Below are 19909 nucleotides of genomic sequence, written 5' to 3'. Positions count from 1 at the left end.
GGTGCTGCCCGAGCTGCCGGGGGTGCTCGGCGCCGACCAGGTGCGGCAGACGGTCGCCTGGATCGCCGGCGAGCAGCGCCGCGACGGCGCGCTCCCCTGGTTCGCCACCGGGCAGCTCGACCCCTGGGACTCCGTCGAGGCCGCCATGGCGCTGGACCTCGGCGGCGAGCACGCCCGCGCGGCGGCCGCCTACCGCTGGCTGGCCCGCCGGCAGCGGGCGGACGGCAGCTGGGCGGCCGAGTACCGCGGCGGCGTGGAGTCCGCACCCGCCGCGGAGAGCAACCATGCCGGCTACCTCGCCGTCGGCCTCTGGCACTCCTGGCTGATCTCCGGGGACGAGCAGCTGGTCACCGAGCTGTGGCCGGCGGTGCGGGCCGGCCTGGACCTGGTGACCCGGATGCAGCTGCCCGGCGGAGCGGTCTCGTGGGCGCTGCGGCCCGACGGCACCCCCGACGACCTTGCGCTGCTCACCGGGAACGCCAGCCTGTTCCAGGCCCTGCGCTGCGGCCTGGCGCTGGCCGAGCTGGCCGGTGAGGCCCAGCCGGACTGGGAGCTCGCCGTCGCCGACCTCGGGACGGCCCTCCGCCGGCGACCGGAGGCGTTCGCCGACCGCTCCCGGTACTCCATGGACTGGTACTACCCGGTGCTCGGCGGCGCCGTCACCGGTGCCGCGGCCCGCGACCGGCTGGCCGGCGACTGGCACCGGTTCGTCGTCCCGGGGCTCGGCATCCGCTGCGTCGCGGACCGGCCGTGGGTCACCGGGGCCGAGACCTGCGAGCTCGCGCTGGCCCTGGTCGTCGCCGGGCAGCCCGACGCCGCCCTCGAGCAGGTCGCCGCGATGCAGCACCTGCGGGACGACGACGGCTCCTACTGGACCGGGTTCGTCTACCCGGACGACGCGCGGTGGCCGGTCGAGCGCACCACGTGGACGGCCGCCGCCGTGCTGCTGGCCGCTGATGCCCTGTGCGGCGCCTCCCCCGCGAGCGGGGTCTTCGCCGACCCCTGGGCGCTCCCGGCGGCGGGCATGGCGGACGCCACTGCGCCCGCTGATTGGCTGGCCGGAGGTGCGGGCACGGTGACCCCGTGACCGCGCCCTCCCCGACCGACCGGCCTCCCTCCCCCGACGTGACCGTCGTCGTCGCGAGCCGCAACCGCCGCGAGGACCTGCTGGCGACGCTGCCGCGCCACGAGGCCCCCGTGGTGCTCGTCGACAACGCCTCCACCGACGGCACTGTGGACGCGGTGCGCCAGGCGCACCCGGAGGTGACGCTGCTGCCGCTGGAACGCAACGAGGGCGCCCACGGCCGGACGCTGGGTGCCGCGCGCGCCCTCACCCCGTTCGTCGCCTTCGCCGACGACGACTCGTGGTGGGCACCGGGCGACCTCGCCCGCGCGGTGGCGATCATGCGGGCCCACCCCCGGCTGGCCCTCCTCAACGCCCGCATCCTGGTCGGGCCGGAGGAGCGCCTCGACCCGGTCTGCGCCGAGATGGCCGCGAGCCCCCTCGGCACCGCGTGGGACCTGCCCGGCCCCTCGCTGCTGGGCTTCGTCGCCTGCGCCGCGCTGGTGCGCACCGAGGCGTTCGAGGCCGTCGGCGGGTTCGACCCGGTGGTCCGGTTCCCCGGCGAGGAGGAGCGGCTGGCCCTCGACCTGGCCGCCGCCGGGTGGGGGCTGGCCTACGTCGACGAGGTGACCGTGCACCACCACCCGTCCCCCCGGCGCGAGGCCCCCGGACGCCGGCAGACCGGGATCTGGCGCAGCCGGCTGCTCACCGCGGCGATGCGGCTCCCGATGCGGGACGTCGTCCGGACGGCCGGGCGGGCCGTGCGCGCCGGTCGGCCCGGCGTCGAGGGTCTGCTGCGGGCGCTGCCCGACGCCCCGGCCGCGCTCCGCCGGCGGGAACCGGTCCCCCCGGCGGTGCGGGCGGACCTGCGCGTGCTGGCCGGTGAGCGCCCGTGAGCACGACCGGCACGACCCCCGCGGCGGCCACCGGTGACCGCGCCGTCGGCCCCGACCCGCGCGTCGCCGTCGTCGTCATCACCCACCAGCGGCGGGACGAACTGCTGCTGGCCCTGCGGCGGCTGGTGGCCCTGCCCGAGCAGCCGCACGTCGTGGTCGTGGACAACGGCTCGACCGACGGCACCGCCGATGCCGTGCGCGAGCAGTTCCCGCAGGTCGAGCTGATCGCCAGCCCGGAGAACCTGGGCGCGGTCGGCCGCAACCTGGGCGTCGCCCGGCTCGGCACGCCCTACGTCGCCTTCTGCGACGACGACACCTGGTGGGAGCCGGGGGCGCTGCGCACGGCGGCGGACACGCTGGACGCCCACCCGCGGCTCGCCGTCGTCACCGCCCGGATCCTGGTCGAGCCGGGCGGTACCGAGGACCCGATCGTCGCCGAGCTGCGCGACTCCCCCGTCCGCGGCGCCGACTGGCTGCCCGGCCCGGCGCTCGGCTCGTTCCTGGCCGGTGCCTCCGTGCTGCGCCGGGAGGCGTTCGACGAGGTGGGCGGGTTCTCCGAGCGGCTGTGGCTGGGCGGCGAGGAGGAGCTGATGGCCGGCGACCTGGCCGCCCGCGGCTGGGAGCTGTGCTACCTGCCGGCGCTGACCATCCACCACCAGGCGAGCACCGCGCGGGATCCGCACAAGCGGCGGGCCGACGGCATCCGCAACACCCTGTGGACCACCTGGCTGCGGCGTCCGTTCCGCCCGGCGCTGCGGCGGACCGTGCACCTGCTGCGCACGGTCCCCCGCGACCGGGTGACCGCCCGCGGCCTGCTGCAGGCCGTCCGCGGCCTGCCGTGGGTGCTGCGCGAGCGGCGGGTGCTCCCCCCGCACGCCGAGGCCCGGTTCGCCGCGCTGGAGGAGGCCCAGCGGAGCTCGACGGCCCGGCGGTACGTCAGCTGAGACCTCGTGCGGGCGGGGTGCCGCCGGCCTACCGTGCGAGCCGTGGAGAACGGGCAGGGGCGGCGCCACGTCCGGCTGATGACGGACTACGGCGCCGAGTGGCCGTTGTGGACCGTCGGCCTCACCGACCCCGGCCGGCTCGGGCTCTCCGAGGAGCTCACGGCCCGCCTGGCCGCCTGGAACGAGCTCTTCCAGGAGCATTTCCACTGGGACGGCGGCTGGCGCGATCCAGATGCCCGCGCCCGCTTCGCCGCGGAGGGGCCGCGCCTGCTGCGGGATCTGCGACGCGAGCTCCCCGACGACGAGGTCGAGCTCGACGACTGGACGCAGTCGGGGGTGTTCGGCCCCGGGTGACCACGCGGCCGGCGCCTCAGCGGGCGCAGTCGATGCAGGTGCGGGCGGTGGGGCGGGCGGCGAGCCGCTCCGGCGCGATCGGGCGGCCGCAGGTCTCGCAGCGGCCGTAGGTGCCGGCCTCCACGGCGGTGACCGCGGCGTCGACGTCGGCCAGCCGGCGGCGCGCCTGCTCCAGCAGCGCCGCCACCTGCTGGCGCTCGAACGCGATCGTCGCGCCCTCCGGGTCGTGCTCGTCGTCGGCGTTGGACGCCTGCGACGCCGCGACGATCGCGTCGAACTCGCGGGTCAGCGCATCGATCTGCGCCAGCGCCTCCGCCCGCGCACGGGAGAGGTCGTCGGGTGGGAGCACCGGCCCATCCTCCACCTCGGTGCCGACGGGACGACGGGTCCGCCCGCGCGCCGACCGCGCGGCGCGCTCGGCGCGGGGCGCCTCAGGCGGTGCGGCGGAGCACCCGCAGGGAGCCGGTGCCGGGCAGCTCGGTGAAGTCGCCGGACCCCAGCACCCGGCGGTAGACGCCGTAGGGCGCCTGCCCTCCGTCGGCGGGATCGGGGAAGACATCGTGGATGGCCAGCGTGCCGCCGACCGCGAGCTTCGCCACCCAGGCGTCCTGGTCACGGCGCGCGGACTCCTCGGTGTGGCTGCCGTCGAGGAAGAGCAGCGCGAGCGGCGTGCTCCACAGGGGCGCGAGGGTCTCCGACCGGGTGACGACGGCGATCACGACGTCCTCGGCGCCGGCCTCGGCGATGGTCCGGCGGAAGCGCGGCAGGGTGTCGATCCGCCCGACGGCGGGGTCGACCAGCGACGGGTCGTGGTACTCCCAGCCGGGCTGGTGCTCCTCGGATCCCCGGTGGTGGTCGACGGTGACGACCTGGCGACCGGTCTCGCGCGCGGCGGCGGCCAGGTAGAGGGCCGACTTGCCCATCCAGCTGCCCACCTCCAGCAGGGGCCCGGGGACGGCGGCGGCGCGGGCGGCCTCGTACAGCGCCTGGCCCTCGTCGTCGGGCATGAAGCCCGGGGCGGCCCGGGCGGCGTCCAGCAGGAGATGGACCCCGTCCTCCTCCCGCCTCGCAGGCTCGGCGCGGGCCTCGGGACGGGGCCTCTGCATGGTCATCGGGCGAACCTAGCGCGCAGGGCGGTGACCCCGCGCTCCGTGGCGGTGCCGGCCTGCGTGTCGGCGACCTTCGCGAAGAAGGCACCCGCGGCCGTGGTCACCGGAACGGCGAGGACCAGGGCGATGGCGCCGACGAGGGTCCGGATGACCTCCTCCGCGAGCGCCGACGAGGTGATCGTCGTCCAGATCGGCTGCGCGTAGACCTCGAGCAGCAGCAGGAGCGGCAGCGCGGCGCCGGCGTAGGCGAAGACGATCGTGTAGACGGTCGAGGCGATGTGGTCGCGGCCCACGGCCATGCCGCGCCGGTACAGCTCCCGCCCGCTCATCGAGGGGTCCACCTCGTGCAGCTGCCAGATCGCCGAGGCCTGGGTGATCGTGACGTCGTTGAGCACGCCCAGCCCCGCCACGACGATCCCGGCCAGCACCAGGCCCGAGAAGTCCAGCGTGGGGTCGTAGCCCTGCAGGGTCACCGTCTCCTCGCTGGTCAGGCCGGTCAACCGGGCGGTGGCGACCGCGACCGCGCCCATCACCGCGACCAGCGTCAGCCCGAACAGCGTGCCGACCAGCGCCGTCGTCGTCCGGGCCGAGAAGCCGTGGGCCAGGTAGAGGACGACGAACATGATCGCGGCGGAGCCCACCAGGGTCACCAGCACCGGCGAGCCCTCCCCCAGCAGCCCGGGGAGCACGAACTGCAGCAGCACGAAGAAGGCGAACGCCAACCCCACCAGGGCGGCCAGGCCCCGCAGCCGGGCGACCAGCCCGACCACCACCGCGAACGCCAGGGCCAGGACGACGACAGGGGTGTCCCGCTCGAAGTCGAAGAAGGCGTAGCCGGCCCCGCCCTCGACCCCGGCGTCCCGGGTGAGGACCAGGACGTCCCCCTCCTCGACCCCGTTGGCCATGACCACCGCGTCCAGCGGGATCTGGACGAAGTCGCCGGCGCCGTCGCCGTCGAGCACCTCGACCACGGCGTTGCCGCAGGTGGCCGGGATCTCCGGCGTCCCGCAGTCGATCTCCTCGAGGGCGACGACCCGCCCGTCGGGGTAGGTGGTCCCCGGCGGCAGCGCCTGGGCGGCCGCCTGTTCCGCCCGCGTCGGCTCGCCGCTGGGCCAGAGGGCGATCAGGCCGATGACCGTGGCCAGGCCGACGGGCACGAGCAGCAGGAGCATCAGCCAGACGGCGCGCCGCCGGCGGCCGAGCGCCTCCTCGGTGGGCGGGGGCGCGTCCGGATCGGGACCGTGGCTGTGGGCATGGGTGGACGACACCCGGTCAGGCTAGGAGCCGCGCCTCCGGGGAGCCGCCCCGGCGCCGGGTCAGGTGTGTCGCGGGTCCGGCGGCGCGGGGGTCCCGCCGGTCGACGCCTCCGCGACCACCCGGCCGTCGTCGGTCACCACGGTGAAGCGGTGCCAGAGGCCGCTGAGCTGGAGAGGGCGCGACACCGAGGCCGGCGGCTGCACCAGGACGGTCGGGATCCCGCGGGGCACCCCGAGCTTCTGCAGCTGCACCAGCAGCGAGAGCCCCGCCGAGTTCATGAAGCCGACCTCGCGCAGGTCCAGCTCCACCCGCTGCAGGGAGTGCTCGGCGAGCAGCAGGTCGGTGAGGGTGCGCACGAGCGGCCGGCGGGCCGCCTCGGTCAGCTCGCCGCCGACGACCAGCCTCGCGGTGTCCCCCTCCACCGTGTGGGACACGGAGGGCTCGGCGGACGGCGCGTCTGCGTGCGGTGGGTCGTTCGTCGTCTCCTCCACGGTCCGGTCCTGCCCCGCCGGGCCACGGTTCACGCACCGGACGGTCGGGCGGTCGCCGGTCGGCGCGGGGAACATTTCCTCGCGTGGGACGTTTACCAGGGTGCGCGACCGAGGTAATCTGTAGTCGCCACTAGAGGTTCATACCTCGGGCAGCGAACACGAGTACCACCGTCACAGGAGGTTCCAGCCATGATGCTGACCGCTTACGACCCGTTCGCCGCCACGTCCGCCGCCTTCCGCGCGCTGGACCAGCTCACCGGCCGCGGCGGGGGCACCACCGCCCGCCCGCTCTCGGGCATGCCGATGGACGCCTACCGGGTCGGCGACAACTTCGTCGCCCACTTCGACCTGCCCGGCGTGGACCCCGGCTCGATCGACCTCTCGGTGGAGGGCAACACCCTCACCGTGAGCGCCGAGCGGTCCGTCCCCCAGCTGGAGAACGCGGAGTGGACGGTCGCCGAGCGACCGTTCGGCAGCTACACCCGCCAGCTGGTGCTCGGCCGCAGCCTCGACACCGACCGGCTCGAGGCGAGCTACCACGACGGCGTGCTGACCATCAGCATCCCGGTGGCCGAGCAGGCGAAGGCGCGCAAGATCACGGTGACCCGCGCCGACACGCCCGCGGCCGTCGAGGGGCGGACCATCGAGGGCCAGCAGCACGAGGCCAAGGCGGTCGAGAGCTGACCGCGGCCGAACCGGTCAGCACCGCAGGGGCCGGGCCCGTCCAGGGCCCGGCCCCTGCTCCGCTCGACGCCCGCCGCGGCGTCCCGACACCCGGAGGCGGGCGATGGACCCGGACCGCACCGATCCCCTGCGCCGGCTGGACGACCCGGACTACCCGGCCCTGACCATGAGCCAGGCAGCCGAGCTGCTCGGCGTGCAGGCCGCCTTCCTGCGCAGCCTGGACAGCTCCGGCGTGCTCTCCCCGCACCGCTCCCCCGGTGGTCACCGCCGCTACTCGCGCCAGCAGCTCGCCCTGGCCGCGCGCATGCGCGGGCTGCTCGACGACGGCCACCCCGTCGCCTCGGCCGAGATGATCGTCGGCCTGCAGGACGAGCTCGCCGCCGTGCGGGCCGACCTGGACCGGCTGCGGGATCGCGCCGGCCCGCTTGACAAGAAACCGTAGGGGGGTATGGTTCTGGTCGACGCCGCACCCGCGGTGCCGACAGGAGGACGACGTGGAGACGACCGACGGCGGCTGCGCCGCCCACGACCACGCGCACGGCTACATCCACCGCAAGGACGACTACCTCAAGCGGCTGCGCCGGATCGAGGGGCAGGCCCGTGGCCTGCAGCGCATGGTGGAGGACGAGAAGTACTGCATCGACATCCTCACCCAGGTCTCGGCCATGACGAAGGCGCTGCAGGCGGTCTCGCTGGGGCTGCTCGAGGAGCACCTGAGCCACTGCGTCGTCGACGCCGCCCGGGCCGGCGGCCGAGAGGCCGAGGAGAAGGTCCGCGAGGCCACCGAGGCCATCGCCCGCCTCGTCCGCTCCTGATCACCCGCACGTCCCGAGAGGAATCCCCCGTGAGCACCAGCACCGCCAGCTACACCGTGACCGGCATGACCTGCAGCCACTGCGTCACCTCGGTGACCGAGGAGGTCTCGCAGGTGCCGGGCGTGACCGGGGTCGACGTCGACCTGGCCACCGGCGGGCTGACCGTCACCAGCGAGCAGCCGGTCGACGAGTCCGCCGTCCGCGCCGCCGTCGAGGAAGCCGGATACGAGGTGAGCGGCCGCTGACGCGGCCGGCGCCATGAACACCCCCACGAAGATCGCCGCGTTCGCCGTCGGCCTGGTCGCCGTCTTCGGCGCCGCGGTCGGCGTGGGATCCGCGGTCGGCCCGATCGGCCCGGCCGAGGAGACCGCCGGAACCGCCGACGCCGGCGGAGCCGGGCACGCCGCGGGACCCGGCCACGGGGGCGGCGGCTCCGACACCGCCGCCCCCGCGCCGGGCGACGGCCCGGGCGGGCTCCAGGTGACCGAGGACGGCTACACCCTCGCCCTGACCGACGACACCGCTCCGGCCGGCCCCGCGACCCCGGTCGCGTTCACCGTCCGGGGTCCCGACGGCTCCCCGGTGACCGCCTACGAGACCGACCACGACGTCGACCTCCACCTCGTCGCGGTGCGCCGCGACCTGACCGGCTACCAGCACGTGCACCCCGACCTCGGGGACGACGGCGTCTGGCGGGCCCCCCTGGCCCTGGAGCCGGGCAGCTGGCGGCTGTTCGCCGACTTCACCGCCGCCGCCGACGGCGAGAACCGCGTCCTGGGCGCGGACATCGCCGTGCCCGGCGCCTACGACCCCGCTCCCCTGCCCAGCCCGTCGGCGGTCGCCGAGGTCGACGGCTACACCGTCGTCCTGACCGGTGCCCTCGTCCCCGGGGAGGAGTCGGAGCTGACCCTGAGCGTGAGCCGGGACGGCGCCCCGGTCACCGACCTGCAGCCCTACCTCGGCGCCTACGGGCACCTGGTGGCGCTGCGCGACGGCGACCTCGCCTACCTCCACGTGCACCCCGCCGAGCCCACCGGCGGCAGCCGGCCCGCGCCCGGACCGCACGTCTCGTTCGTCACCACCGCCCCGTCGGCGGGTACCTACCGGCTGTTCCTGGACTTCCGGCACGGCGACGCCGTGCACACGGCCGCGTTCACGGTGCCCGCGCAGCAGCACGAGGAGCACCCATGACCACCGCCCCCGGCAGCACCACCGACGTCGAGCTGCTCATCGGCGGGATGACCTGCGCCTCGTGCGCGGCACGTGTCGAGAAGAAGCTGAACAAGCTGGACGGCGTCACCGCCACGGTCAACTACGCCACCGAGAAGGCGAAGGTCAGCTACGCCGACGGCGTCAGCACCGACGACCTCATCGCCACGGTGGAGAAGACCGGCTACACCGCGCGGCTCCCGGAGCCGCCGCGACCCGAGGCGCCCGCCGAGGAGGACCCGGCCGACGCACCGGTGCGCGCGCTCGGCACCCGGCTCGCCGTGTCGGCGCTGCTCAGCGCGCCCGTGATCCTGCTCGCGATGGTGCCGGCGCTGCAGTTCGAGTACTGGCAGTGGCTGTCGCTGACCCTGGCCGCGCCGGTCGTCGTCTGGGGCGGCCTGCCGTTCCACCGCGCGGCCTGGACCAACCTGCGCCACGGCGCGGCGACCATGGACACCCTGGTCTCCCTGGGCACGCTGGCGGCCTTCGGCTGGTCGCTGTACGCCCTCTTCTGGGGCACCGCAGGCGTGCCGGGCATGACGCACCCGTTCGAGCTGACCATCGCCCGCACCGACGGCGGAGCGAACATCTACCTCGAGGCCGCGGCCGGGGTGACGACGTTCATCCTCGCCGGGCGCTGGTTCGAGGCGCGGTCCAAGCGCCGGGCCGGGGCTGCGCTGCGGGCGCTGCTGGAGCTGGGCGCCAAGGAGGTCTCGGTGCTGCGCGGCGGCACCGAGCGGCGCATCCCCGTCGGCGAGCTGGGCCGCGGCGACCTGTTCGTCGTCCGCCCCGGCGAGAAGATCGCGGCCGACGGCGAGGTCACCGAGGGCTCCTCCGCGGTCGACGCCTCGATGCTGACCGGCGAGGCGGTGCCCGTGGAGGTCCGCCCGGGCGACACCGTCACCGGTGGCACGGTCAACGCCGGCGGCCGGCTCGTCGTGCGGGCCACCCGCGTGGGGAGCGAGACGCAGCTGGCCCAGATGGCCCGGCTGGTGGAGGAGGCGCAGAACGGCAAGGCGGAGGTGCAGCGCCTGGCCGACCGCATCTCGGGTGTCTTCGTCCCGGTCGTGCTGGTGATCACCGCCGGCACGCTCGGCTTCTGGATCGGCACTGGCGCGGGGCTACCGGCCGCCTTCACCGCCGCCGTCGCGGTGCTGATCATCGCCTGCCCCTGCGCGCTCGGCCTGGCCACACCCACCGCCCTCATGGTGGGCACCGGCCGCGGCGCCCAGCTGGGCATCCTGATCAAGGGGCCCGAGGTGCTGGAGTCCACCCGCCGGGTCGACACCGTGGTCCTGGACAAGACCGGCACCGTCACCACCGGCCGCATGACCCTGCTCGACGTCGTCCCCGCCGCCGGCGAGGACGCCGAGCGGGTGCTGCGGCTGGCCGGAGCCCTGGAGGCGGCGTCGGAGCACCCCATCGCCCAGGCCGTCGCCCGGGGCGCGACCGAGCGCACCGGACCCCTCCCGCCGGTGGCCGAGTTCGCCAACGTCGAGGGGCTCGGCGTCCAGGGGGTGGTCGAGGGTTCCGCGGTGGTCGTCGGCCGCAGGCGCCTGCTGGCCGACTGGGCCATGCCGCTGCCCGCCGACCTCGAGCGGGCCGTCACCGGGGCGGAGGGCGCCGGCCGCACCGCGATCGCGGTCGGCTGGGACGGCGCGGCGCGCGGCGTGCTCGTGGTCGCCGACGCGGTCAAGGACACCTCCCCGGCCGCGATCGCCCAGCTGCGCGCGCTGGGGCTGACGCCGATCCTGCTCACCGGTGACAACGAGCAGGCCGCGCGGGCCGTCGCCGCCCAGGTGGGCATCGACGAGGTCGTCGCCGAGGTGCTCCCGCAGGACAAGGTCGACGTGGTGCGGCGGCTGCAGGGCGAGGGCCGGGCGGTGGCGATGGTCGGGGACGGCGTGAACGACGCCCCCGCCCTGGCGCAGGCCGACCTGGGCCTGGCGATGGGCACCGGCACCGACGTGGCGATCCAGGCGAGCGACCTGACCCTGGTGCGCGGTGACCTCCGGGTCGCGGCGGACGCCATCCGGCTGGCCCGGCGGACGCTGGCCACGATCAAGGGCAACCTGTTCTGGGCGTTCGCCTACAACGTGGCCGCCCTGCCGCTGGCCGCCGCCGGGCTGCTCAACCCGATGATCGCCGGCGCCGCCATGGCGTTCAGCTCGGTCTTCGTCGTCTCCAACAGCCTGCGGCTGCGCTCGTTCGCGCCGCTGCCGGAGAACCGGGACGCCGCGCTGGCCGTGGCCGGTGGCCACCCCGCCGACGACGCCGCCGCGCGCGCCTCCGCCTGACCCGCCGCCGGCTCCGGATGGCACTCCGGGCACAGTTGCTCTCTGCCCCGCCTGCGTGGGCAGAGAGCAACTGTCCGCGGACCCACCTACCGCCCCCGGAGGTCAATCCGATGAGGAACGTGCGGAGAGCGGCGGCACGCGCCCTCGCGACGGCCGGGCTGACCGCCGGCCTGGCGCTGGCACTGCGGCCGGCCGCGACCGTCGCCGCGGTCGATCCGCGGTTCCCCCGCGATCGGCTCTGGATCGCCCGGGTGCTCGGCGCCCGGCTGGTGGCCCAGCACGGGGCGGCCCTCGTCTCCCCGACCCCGGGGGTGCTGCGGTTCGCGGCGGCCGTGGACGGGTTGCACGCGGCCAGCATGCTGCCCCTCCTCGCCCTCCCCCGCTACCGCCGGGCCGCACTGGTCAGCGGCGGCCTCGCGGCGGCGTCCGCGCTCGCCGGGGAGCGGCTGGCGAGGTCAGAGCGCCGGTAGCAGCAGGAGCGCCGTCGGCAGGAGCAGCAGCAGGACGGCGGCGGCGAGGGCGGTCGTGCGGGCCGCGGGCGGGAGCGGGTCGGCCGGCTCGAGCAGCCGCACCACCCGGGCCCGGACCCCCGCCCCGGCCACCGCGAGGGCCCCGCTCGGCACGCCGCCCGAGCCACCCGCGGCCGCGACGATCGCCTCGGCGAGCGTGCGCCGGGGAGCGGCCCCGTGCAGCGACCCCAGCGCCACGTCGTCGGCCCGCATCTCCACCAGCTCCCGGACCGCGCCGTGGGCACGCTCGGCCGCCGGCAGCACCGGCAGCGCTGCCTTCCACGCCACGAACGGCAGGAGCAGCAGGTGGTGGTGCTCGCCCAGGTGCGCCCGCTCGTGCGCGACGACGGCGGCGAGCTGCTCGTCGTCCAGCTCGGCGACCATGCCGGAGGAGAGCACCAGCAGCGGCCGGGCCCCGGGGATGCAGAACGCCACGGGGGCCGGGTGCTCCAGCAGCCGGGCGTCGGGCTGCGGGGCCGGCTGCACCACCAGCTCCAGCAGCGCGCGGTGCCGGCGCCGGGTGCGGGCGATCCGCGCCCAGCTGAGCACCAGCACCCCGACCAGCTCGAAGGCCAGCACGCCGGCGAGGGTCAGCGTCACCCAGTGGTCGCCCCGGACCCGGTCGACGGCGGAGTGCCCGGTCACCACCGCCCACGCCGCCTCGGGCAGCGAGTGCCCCCACGGCGCGAGCCCGTGCACCAGCAGCGCGCCGATGATCGACAGGCCGCCGGCCAGCCCGATCGCCTGCCAGCACAGCAACGCGACGAGCGGGTCGCGCGCGGGCCAGCGGGACCGGGCCAGCAGCGCCGGCACCGGCCAGGCCAGGAGGGCGGCGAGCGCGGCGAGGGCGGCCGCGGTTGCGGGGAGCACGGCGGAGAACGCGCGGGGTCAGGCGGTGTCGCGGGAGGCCGGCCCCGCCAGCAGCTCGCGCAGCAGGCGCGCCTCCTCGGCGTCGACGCTGCCCACGAACCGCGCGAGCACGGCCTGCCGGTCGGCGGCCTGACCGAGCACCTCGCGCATCACCTGGGCCGCGTGGTCCTCCCGGCTGGCGCGGGCGGAGAACCCGCGGGGCCGGGCGCCGTCGTGGACGACGAACCCCTTCTGCTCCAGCCGGGTCAGCACGGTGTGCACCGTGGTCAGCGCGACACCGCGATCGGCCAGCTCGTCCCGCAAGCGGGTCGCGGCCACCGGGCCGTCGGCGGCCCACAGCCGCTCCATGACGGCGCGCTCGAGTTCTCCCAGCGAAGCCATCGGTCCTCCTGTCCGGCGAATCACACCGCGCTCTTCTACGTGTCGTAGAAAACGTCTTCTACGAAGCGTAGAAAGAACGTGTCGATAGTACGTCGGCCTCGACGACGAGGGGACAGGTGCCGTGGACGTCCTGGACGTGGCGCGCTGGCAGTTCGGGATCACGACCGTCTACCACTTCCTGATGGTCCCGCTGACCATCGGGCTGGGGCTCGCGGTCGCCGTCATGCACACCATGTGGGTGCGCACGGACAAGCCCGAGTGGCTCCGGATGACCCGGTTCTGGGGCAAGGTCTTCCTGATCAACTTCGTGCTCGGGGTCGCGACCGGCCTGGTGCAGGAGTTCCAGTTCGGGCTGGCGTGGAGCGAGTACTCCCGCTTCGTCGGCGACGTGTTCGGTTCGCTGCTGGCGCTGGAGGCCCTGCTGGCCTTCTTCCTCGAATCCACCTTCCTCGGGCTGTGGATCTTCGGCTGGGGCCGGATCCCGAAGAAGGTGCACCTGGCCACCCTCTGGGCGGCGGTCATCGGCTCGACCGTCAGCGCCTACTTCATCATCGCCGCCAACTCCTGGATGCAGCACCCGGTCGGGGTGGTCGCCGACGACGCGACCGGCCGCCCCGTGCAGGTCGACTTCCTCGCCGTGCTGACGAACAACACCGCGCTGGCCGCGTTCACGCACACGATCGTGGCCGCCCTCATGGTCGCCGGCGCGCTGCTGGTCGGCGTCGGGCTGTGGCACCTGCGCCGGCGGAAGCTGGCCGGGCGCCCGGCCGACGAGATCGACCACGCGGTCTGGCGGCGCTCGGTCCGGATCGGTGGCTGGGTGTCGCTGGTGGCCTTCGTGCTGGTCGCCCTCACCGGTGACTGGCAGGCCAAGCTGATGTACCAGCAGCAGCCGCTGAAGATGAGCTCGGCGGAGGCACTGTGCGAGACCGAGGCGCCCGCCTCCTTCTCGATCTTCGCGTGGAGCAAGCTGGGCTCCAACGAGTGCGACGACGTCCACTCGATCACCGTCCCCGGTCTGCTGTCCCTCCTCGCGCACAACGACTTCACCAGCGAGGTGCCCGGCGTCAACGACCTCCAGGAGGAGTACGCCGAGGTCTACGGCGCCACCTACCCCGACGACCCGTCGCGCTTCGGCGCGCTGGCCGGGGAGCCGGTGGACTACCAGCCGCTGCTCGCGGTCACCTACTGGAGCTTCCGGCTCATGATCGGGATGGGCGCGATCTCGGCGGGCGTGGCGGCCTACGCGCTCTGGTCGACGCGGCGGGGGCGCGTCCCGACCTCCCGGGTGGGCGTCTACGGCGCGCTGCTCGCCGTCGGTGCCCCGTTCGTGGCCAACGCCGCGGGCTGGGTGTTCACCGAGATGGGCCGCCAGCCGTTCGTCGTCGTCCCCAACCCGGACGTGCCGGTGGACGAGCAGATCTGGTTCTTCACCGCCCAGGCGGTCTCGCCCGGCGTCACCGCGGGCGAGGTCTGGACGTCGCTGACCGCGCTGACCCTCGTCTACGGGGTGCTGGCCGTCGTCGAGGTCGGCCTGCTCACCCGCTTCATCCGCGCCGGGATCACCTCCGGCGACACCAGCCCGACGCCGGTGGGCACCGGCCGCGACGACGACCGCCGCGAGGGCCCGGACGGCGACGCCGGTGGTGTCGGGGGCGACGGCCGCGACCGCCGCACCCCCGACGACGACGTCCTCCAGTTCGCCTACTGACCCCGCTGACGCCAGAGACCCGAGGACGAGAGTCATGGACCTGCAGACCCTGTGGTTCGCCGCCGTCGCCGTGCTGTGGATCGGCTTCCTGCTCTTGGAGGGGTTCGACTTCGGCGTCGCCGCCCTCCTGCCCGTGCTGGGCCGCAAGCCCGCCGACCGGCACCTGATGCTGCGCAGCATCGGCCCGCTGTGGGACGGCAACGAGGTGTGGCTGATCACCGCGGTCGGCGCGGTGTTCGCCGCCTTCCCCGGCTGGTACGCCACCTGGCTGCCGGCGCTCTACCTGCCGTTCCTGCTCGTGCTGCTGGGGCTGATCGTGCGGGCGGTGGCCTTCGAGTGGCGGCACCAGTCGCACGACGCGCGCTGGGACACCAGCTGGACGCACGTGATCACCGCCGGCTCGCTGATCGCCTCCCTCGGCATCGGCGCCGCCCTCGGCGCCACCACGCTCGGCATGCCGATCGACGGTGACGGCAACCGGGTGGGCGGCGTCCTCTCCGGCCTCGGGTGGCCCGCGCTGCTGGGCGCGGTCGCGGTGCTCGCCTTCTCCCTGGTGCACGGCGCGCTGTTCCTGGCGCTCAAGGTCGACGGCGACGTCCGGCTGCGGGCGCGGGCGTTCGCGCTCCGCTGGGCCCCGGTCGCCGCGCTGCCCCTGCTGGCGTGGGCCGGCCTGGTGCACCTCCGGTACGGCACGACGATCACCGCCGCGCTGTGGGTGCTCGCCGGCGCGTCCGTCGTCCTGGCCTGGACGCGGATGAAGCTCGACCGCGAGGGGGCGGCGTTCACCGCGTGGGCGGTGTTCCTCGTCGCCGCCGCGGCGACGATCTTCGGCGCCGCCTACCCCGTGGTCCTGCCGTCGACCCTCGACGTCGCCTTCGACCTGACCATCGCCGAGGCGTCGGTCAGCGACTACACGCTCACGGTGATGACCTGGGCCGCGGCGGTCGGCCTCCCGGTGGTGCTCTGCTACCAGGCCTGGACCTACTGGGTCTTCCGCCAGCGGCTGACCGCCGAGCCGCAGCACGAGGACGCGCCCGGCGCGGGCCGGGCCCCGGCCCCGGGCGAGGTCCCGGCGTGAGCGGTCCCGCGGCCGGGGCCCCTGCGCGCGCACGGGGCCCCCTCGGGGCGCTGGCCGGTGTCCCCGGGCTGCGCGGTGCGCTGGTCCGGGCCGCGCTCGCCGCCCTCGTCCAGACCGGTGGCCTGGTCCTGCTGGCCGCCGGCCTCGCGCACGCCGTCGCCCGGGCCGCGGGGCTCTCCGACGGCTCACCCACCGTGCCCCTGGCGCTCGCCGCCGCGGGGGCCGCGGTGCGGGCGCTCTCCGGCGGCCTCGGCGAGGCGCTGGCCGCCCGGGACGCCCGCCGGGCCGAGGACCTGCTGCGCCGCGAGCTGGTCGACCGGCTCGCGTCGTCCCCGGCCGCCGTGGCCGCGGCCGGCGGCCCCGCGCCGGCGGCCGTGCTCGCCACCACCCGGCTGCACGACCTCGGGCCGGCGCTGGCCACCTACCTGCCGGCGCTGGCGCAGACCGTCGTCGTCCCGCCGGCGCTGCTGCTGGTGCTGGCCTGGGCCGACCTGCTCTCGGCGGTGCTGGTGGCGGTCACCCTCCCGCTGGTGCCGCTGTTCATGGTGCTGGTCGGCAGGCACACCCAGGCGGCGACCGCCGACTCCGCGCGGGCCCTCGACCGCATCGCGGCGCACGTCGCCGAGCTGGTGCGCGGCCTGCCCGTGCTGGTCGGGCTGGGCCGGGCCGCCGAGCAGACGGCGGCGCTGGCCGCGCTGGGCGAGGCCCACCGCACCCGGACGCTGGCCACGCTGCGGATCGCCTTCCTCTCGGCGCTCGTGCTGGAGCTGATCGCCACCCTGTCGGTCGCGCTCGTGGCGGTGACCGTGGGCGTCCGGCTGGTCGAGGGGCACCTGGCCCTCGCGCTGGGGTTGACCGCGCTGCTGCTCGCCCCCGAGGCCTTCGCCCCGCTGCGTGCGCTCGGCGCGGCCCACCACGCCTCGGAGGACGCCGCCCTGGCCGCCGCCGAGGCGCGCGCGGTGCTGGCTGCGCCCGCCGGTGCTCCCGTTCCGGCCCCCGCGGACGACGACGACCCGCGCGGCGCCGACGTGCTGGTCGCCGGCCTGACCGTGACGTACCCCGGACGGGCCGTCCCCGCCCTGCCGCCCACCGACCTCGTCGTCCGCCCCGGCGAGCTGGTCGTGCTCCGCGGCCCGAGCGGCTCGGGCAAGTCCACCCTGCTGGCCGCGCTCGCCGGGCTTCCCGACCCGGCTGCCCGCGTCGGGGGCTCGCTCGCCGGCGGCGGCCCGGTCGCGGTCGTGCCGCAGTTCCCGCGCACCACCGGGGTCACCGTCGCCGACGAGCTGCGCCGGCACGCGGCCGCCGAGCCGGGGATCGACGAGATCGCCGCCGAGGCGTACGTCATCGAGGCGCTGCGCCGCGTCGAGGCCGACGGGCTCGCCGGGCGGGCGCCGGAGTCGCTCTCCCCCGGCGAGCTGCAGCGGGTGGCGCTCGCCCGGGCACTCGTGCGGGTCCGCCGCGGCGCCCGGCTGCTGCTGCTCGACGAGCCGACTGCCCACCTGGACGACGACGCCCGCGGGCTGGTCGCAGCCGTGCTCGCGTCGCTGCGCGGCACGGTCACCATCGTGCTGGTCACCCACGACCCGGTGCTCGCCTCGCTCGCCGACCGCGCCGTCGACCTGCCCGTCCCCTCCCCCACCGCACCCGGCACCGCCGCCGCCCCGGCGCCCGGGGCACGGCGGCGCACCGTGACCGCCGCGCTGCCCGAACCGTCGCCGGCTGCCCCGACCGCGGGCGCCCTGCGGCGCGCGGTGCTCGCCGGCGCCCTCTCCTCCGGCGCGGGGGTCGCGCTCACCGCGACCTCGGGCTGGCTGATCGTGCGGGCTGCGGAGATGCCGCCGGTGCTCACCCTGCTGGTCCTCACCGCCGGCGTCCGTTTCTTCGGCCTCGCCCGGGCCCTGCTGCGCTGGCTGGAACGCATGGCCGCGCACGACGCCGCGCTGCGGCAGGCCGGCGACCTCCGGGTACGGGTCTGGCGGGCGCTCGCCGCCCAGGGCCTGGCCGCCGACCGCACGCCGGGCTCGGCCCTGGCCCGCGTGGTGGGTGACGTCGGTGTGGTCCAGGACCTCACCGTCCGGGTCCGCCCTCCGCTGCTGGTCGCCGCGGTCGTGCCGGCGGTCACCGTCGCGGTGCTCGCGCTGATCCACCCGGCCGCCGCGGTCGTGGTGGCCGCCGTGCTGGCCGCCACGGTGGGCGCCGTCCTGCTCGCCCACCACGGCCTCGACGCCGGCGCCGCCCGCGCGGAGACCGCCCTGCGGGTCGCGGCGCTGCGCGAGACCAGCACGGTGCTCGAGGGGCTGCCCGACCTGCGGGCGCACGGGTTGGCCGCCCGCGCCGCCGAGGAGCTCGGGGCGTCAGCCGCCCGGCAGGCCGCCCGTGCCGGCACCCGCGACCGGGCCGCCGCCCTGGGCACCGGCCTGGTGGTGCTGGGCACGGGCCTCGCCGCGGTGCTCGGCACCGCCGCAGCCTGGGCGGGCGGCCTCTCCGGCCCCGCGCTGGCGGCGCTCGCGCTGGCTCCCCTGGCGCTCGCCGAGCCGTTGACCGGGCTGGTCGCCGCGCTGCAGCGGCGGGGCGCGCTCGCCGACGCGCAGGCCCGTCTCGACGCCGTCCTCACCGCACCGGTCGCCGCCGACCCCGCCGATCCGCTGCCGGCGCCGGCCGGCATCTCGTCGGTGCGCACCGAGGGTCTCGTCGCCGGCTGGCCCGGCCGGCCCGACGTGCTGCAGGGCGTGGACACCGAGGCCGGGGCCGGCTCGGGCTGGCTGGTCGTGCGCGGTCCGTCGGGCACCGGCAAGTCGACGTTCCTGGCGGTGCTCATGGCGGCGCTGCGCCCCCGCGCCGGGCGCTACCTCGTCGACGGCGTGCCCACCGAGCGGCTGACCGGCGAGGCCCTGCGCAGCCGCATGGCCTGGCTGCCGCAGGAGGCGCACGTGTTCGCCTCCACCATCCGGGCCAACCTCGCGCTGGCCGCGCCCCGCGGGGAGCTCGCCGGCCCGGCCGGGGAGGCACGGATGCGGGCCGCCCTGACCGCGACCGGGCTGAGCGGGCTGCTCGCCACGCTCCCCGACGGCCTGGACACGCCCGTCGGCACCGGCGGCGCGGCGCTGTCCGGCGGCGAGCGGCGGCGGCTGGCCGCCGCGCGGGCGCTGCTGGCCGACCGGGACGTCGTGCTGCTCGACGAGCCGACCGCGCACCTCGACGCCCCGACCGGCGCGGCGCTGGTGCGCGACCTGCGGGCGGCGCTGGCCGGGCGGGTGGTCGTCTGCGTGACCCACGACGAGCTGCAGCGGCCCGGCGACACCGTCGTCCGGCTCGGCGAGACGGCTGCCCGCACGCCCGCCTGAGACGTCCGGTCAGCCGTTCGGGACGTCCACAGGGATCTCCGGCCCGAGGCGGGCGCCCTGCCGCAGCTCGAGGTCGTCGCCGGACCAGAAGCTCCCGGGGTCGTAGGAGTTGGCCGGGCGGTCGGCGGGGAGCAGCCCCATCGCCGTGTACGTCGCCGCGACCAGCTCGGCGCAGTAGACCGTCTCGGTGCTGGTGCCCCGCCGGAGCCGGCCGTTGATCCAGCCGCCGGCCAGCCGCCGGGTCGTCGGGAAGGGCCGGCCGTCCATGCGGGCGATGGTGCGCAGGACGGCGTCCTCCATGGCCGGGGTCACCCCGCCGTCGTCGGAGGGCCCGACCAGCTGGCGCAGCCAGGCCCGCTGGCCGTACTTCACCCGCCAGGTGACGACGGCGTCGCGCAGGTCGTGCAGCTGCACCCCGCGCTGGTGCCGGCCGCTCCAGACGTCGGGCAGCGAGCGGCCGAGCTCGGCGTGCCACAGCAGCGGGGGCAGGTCCTCCAGGACGACCGCCATCCCGACGTGGTTCACCGGGGCGTTGGTCAGCGTCTGGATGGCCCGGTCGGCGACGGACGCGCCGCGGAAGATCCACACGTCGCCGGTGCGGGTGAGGTCGACCGCCTCGTCCAGGGTCAGCGTCGGCACGGCGTTACCGTACGGACGTGCGCCTCTGGAAGCTGCTCGGCCTGGCCGGCCTCGCGGGAGTCACCGCCGGCGGGGTCGTGCTCGCCCGCGACGAGCGGCAGCGCCGCGCCTACACCCCCGACGACGTGCGGGCCCGCCTGCACGAGCGGGCGGCGGCGGCCCCGGAGCCGCAGGAGCCGGCCCCGGCGACCGCCGCTGAGCTCACCGGGGGCCGGAAGCACCGACTGGCCCGGGCGCTGCGCCGCCGCTGAGCGGCCC

22 protein-coding genes are annotated in these 19909 nt (G+C 76.3%); 15 read left to right on the top strand and 7 right to left on the bottom strand.

Annotation, left to right across the window (positions count from 1 at the left end; translation table 11 throughout):
• The first annotated feature begins 1 nt into the window (after nucleotide 1).
• The 4 genes from ACI79S_RS02775 to ACI79S_RS02760 are packed head-to-tail and all read left to right on the top strand — an operon-like array spanning nucleotide 2 to nucleotide 3257.
• The gene (locus ACI79S_RS02775; RefSeq protein ID WP_456591916.1) at nucleotides 2-1087 is read left to right on the top strand and encodes a prenyltransferase; all 1086 of its coding nucleotides are present in this window, start codon (nucleotides 2-4) and stop codon (nucleotides 1085-1087) included.
• Nucleotides 1084-1959, top strand: coding sequence for a glycosyltransferase family 2 protein (locus ACI79S_RS02770; RefSeq protein ID WP_456591915.1), 876 nt, complete (start codon nucleotides 1084-1086; stop codon nucleotides 1957-1959). The genes ACI79S_RS02775 and ACI79S_RS02770 overlap by 4 nt, the downstream gene beginning before the upstream one ends.
• Entirely contained in the window at nucleotides 1956-2903 is a 948-nt protein-coding gene (locus tag ACI79S_RS02765) for a glycosyltransferase family 2 protein (RefSeq protein WP_456591914.1), read from the top strand. Before ACI79S_RS02770 ends, ACI79S_RS02765 begins: the two co-directional genes overlap by 4 nt.
• Before the next feature lie 42 nt (nucleotides 2904-2945).
• The gene (locus ACI79S_RS02760; RefSeq protein ID WP_456590987.1) at nucleotides 2946-3257 is read left to right on the top strand and encodes a hypothetical protein; all 312 of its coding nucleotides are present in this window, start codon (nucleotides 2946-2948) and stop codon (nucleotides 3255-3257) included.
• Nucleotides 3258-3273: 16 nt separating this feature from the next.
• Here the strand turns inward: ACI79S_RS02760 and ACI79S_RS02755 are convergent, their stop codons facing one another.
• From ACI79S_RS02755 to ACI79S_RS02740, 4 genes are all read right to left on the bottom strand, one after another.
• Complete coding sequence (locus ACI79S_RS02755) at nucleotides 3274-3606, bottom strand: TraR/DksA family transcriptional regulator (protein WP_456591913.1); 333 nt, start codon at nucleotides 3604-3606, stop codon at nucleotides 3274-3276.
• 82 nt (nucleotides 3607-3688) lie between these two features.
• The gene (locus tag ACI79S_RS02750) at nucleotides 3689-4369 is read right to left on the bottom strand and encodes a class I SAM-dependent methyltransferase (RefSeq protein WP_456591912.1); all 681 of its coding nucleotides are present in this window, start codon (nucleotides 4367-4369) and stop codon (nucleotides 3689-3691) included.
• Entirely contained in the window at nucleotides 4366-5634 is a 1269-nt protein-coding gene (locus ACI79S_RS02745) for a YibE/F family protein (protein WP_456591911.1), read from the bottom strand. Before ACI79S_RS02745 ends, ACI79S_RS02750 begins: the two co-directional genes overlap by 4 nt.
• Nucleotides 5635-5682: 48 nt before the next feature.
• Nucleotides 5683-6057 (bottom strand): STAS domain-containing protein, encoded by a 375-nt coding sequence (locus ACI79S_RS02740; protein WP_456591910.1) that lies wholly within the window; start codon nucleotides 6055-6057, stop codon nucleotides 5683-5685.
• A gap of 246 nt (nucleotides 6058-6303) precedes the next feature.
• Between ACI79S_RS02740 and ACI79S_RS02735 the strand changes: the two genes are divergently transcribed.
• The 7 genes from ACI79S_RS02735 to ACI79S_RS02705 all read left to right on the top strand — a co-directional run bounded on the left by ACI79S_RS02735 (nucleotide 6304) and on the right by ACI79S_RS02705 (nucleotide 11589).
• The gene (locus tag ACI79S_RS02735) at nucleotides 6304-6798 is read left to right on the top strand and encodes an Hsp20/alpha crystallin family protein (RefSeq protein ID WP_456591909.1); all 495 of its coding nucleotides are present in this window, start codon (nucleotides 6304-6306) and stop codon (nucleotides 6796-6798) included.
• A gap of 103 nt (nucleotides 6799-6901) precedes the next feature.
• Nucleotides 6902-7240, top strand: coding sequence for a MerR family transcriptional regulator (locus ACI79S_RS02730; RefSeq protein WP_456591908.1), 339 nt, complete (start codon nucleotides 6902-6904; stop codon nucleotides 7238-7240).
• A gap of 52 nt (nucleotides 7241-7292) precedes the next feature.
• Nucleotides 7293-7613, top strand: coding sequence for a metal-sensitive transcriptional regulator (locus ACI79S_RS02725; protein WP_456591907.1), 321 nt, complete (start codon nucleotides 7293-7295; stop codon nucleotides 7611-7613).
• 29 nt (nucleotides 7614-7642) lie between these two features.
• Complete coding sequence (locus ACI79S_RS02720; RefSeq protein ID WP_456591906.1) at nucleotides 7643-7858, top strand: heavy-metal-associated domain-containing protein; 216 nt, start codon at nucleotides 7643-7645, stop codon at nucleotides 7856-7858.
• A gap of 13 nt (nucleotides 7859-7871) precedes the next feature.
• Nucleotides 7872-8804 (top strand): hypothetical protein, encoded by a 933-nt coding sequence (locus tag ACI79S_RS02715; protein WP_456591905.1) that lies wholly within the window; start codon nucleotides 7872-7874, stop codon nucleotides 8802-8804.
• Nucleotides 8801-11119, top strand: coding sequence for a heavy metal translocating P-type ATPase (locus tag ACI79S_RS02710; RefSeq protein ID WP_456591904.1), 2319 nt, complete (start codon nucleotides 8801-8803; stop codon nucleotides 11117-11119). Before ACI79S_RS02715 ends, ACI79S_RS02710 begins: the two co-directional genes overlap by 4 nt.
• Before the next feature lie 110 nt (nucleotides 11120-11229).
• Nucleotides 11230-11589 (top strand): hypothetical protein, encoded by a 360-nt coding sequence (locus ACI79S_RS02705; protein WP_456591903.1) that lies wholly within the window; start codon nucleotides 11230-11232, stop codon nucleotides 11587-11589.
• Here the strand turns inward: ACI79S_RS02705 and ACI79S_RS02700 are convergent.
• Together ACI79S_RS02700 and ACI79S_RS02695 are read right to left on the bottom strand one after the other, a co-directional pair.
• Complete coding sequence (locus tag ACI79S_RS02700; protein WP_456591902.1) at nucleotides 11575-12498, bottom strand: M56 family metallopeptidase; 924 nt, start codon at nucleotides 12496-12498, stop codon at nucleotides 11575-11577. The two genes, ACI79S_RS02705 and ACI79S_RS02700, sit on opposite strands and share 15 nt — an antisense overlap.
• Nucleotides 12499-12516: 18 nt before the next feature.
• Complete coding sequence (locus tag ACI79S_RS02695; protein ID WP_456591901.1) at nucleotides 12517-12879, bottom strand: BlaI/MecI/CopY family transcriptional regulator; 363 nt, start codon at nucleotides 12877-12879, stop codon at nucleotides 12517-12519.
• A gap of 121 nt (nucleotides 12880-13000) precedes the next feature.
• Between ACI79S_RS02695 and ACI79S_RS02690 the strand changes: the two genes are divergently transcribed.
• From ACI79S_RS02690 to cydC, 3 genes are read left to right on the top strand one after another with little or no spacing between them, the layout of a single operon-like run.
• Nucleotides 13001-14590 (top strand): cytochrome ubiquinol oxidase subunit I, encoded by a 1590-nt coding sequence (locus ACI79S_RS02690; RefSeq protein ID WP_456591900.1) that lies wholly within the window; start codon nucleotides 13001-13003, stop codon nucleotides 14588-14590.
• A 34-nt stretch (nucleotides 14591-14624) separates the two neighbouring features.
• Nucleotides 14625-15668, top strand: coding sequence for a cytochrome d ubiquinol oxidase subunit II (gene cydB, locus ACI79S_RS02685; RefSeq protein ID WP_456591899.1), 1044 nt, complete (start codon nucleotides 14625-14627; stop codon nucleotides 15666-15668).
• A complete protein-coding gene (cydC, locus tag ACI79S_RS02680) occupies nucleotides 15665-19012 on the top strand; it encodes a thiol reductant ABC exporter subunit CydC (RefSeq protein ID WP_456591898.1) in 3348 nt (1115 codons plus the stop codon). Before cydB ends, cydC begins: the two co-directional genes overlap by 4 nt.
• A gap of 9 nt (nucleotides 19013-19021) precedes the next feature.
• Here the strand turns inward: cydC and ACI79S_RS02675 are convergent, their stop codons facing one another.
• Complete coding sequence (locus tag ACI79S_RS02675; protein ID WP_456591897.1) at nucleotides 19022-19651, bottom strand: hypothetical protein; 630 nt, start codon at nucleotides 19649-19651, stop codon at nucleotides 19022-19024.
• Nucleotides 19652-19668: 17 nt separating this feature from the next.
• Between ACI79S_RS02675 and ACI79S_RS02670 the strand changes: the two genes are divergently transcribed.
• Nucleotides 19669-19902 carry a hypothetical protein gene (locus ACI79S_RS02670; protein WP_456591896.1) on the top strand — a complete coding sequence of 78 codons (234 nt, stop codon included), beginning with the start codon at nucleotides 19669-19671 and terminating at the stop codon, nucleotides 19900-19902.
• Nucleotides 19903-19909 lie beyond the last annotated feature (7 nt).

It is taken from the genome of Blastococcus sp. SYSU DS1024, assembly GCF_054050795.1.
The sequence above is the reverse complement of the archived record's forward strand: the minus strand, read 5'-3'. Positions and strand labels throughout refer to the sequence as shown.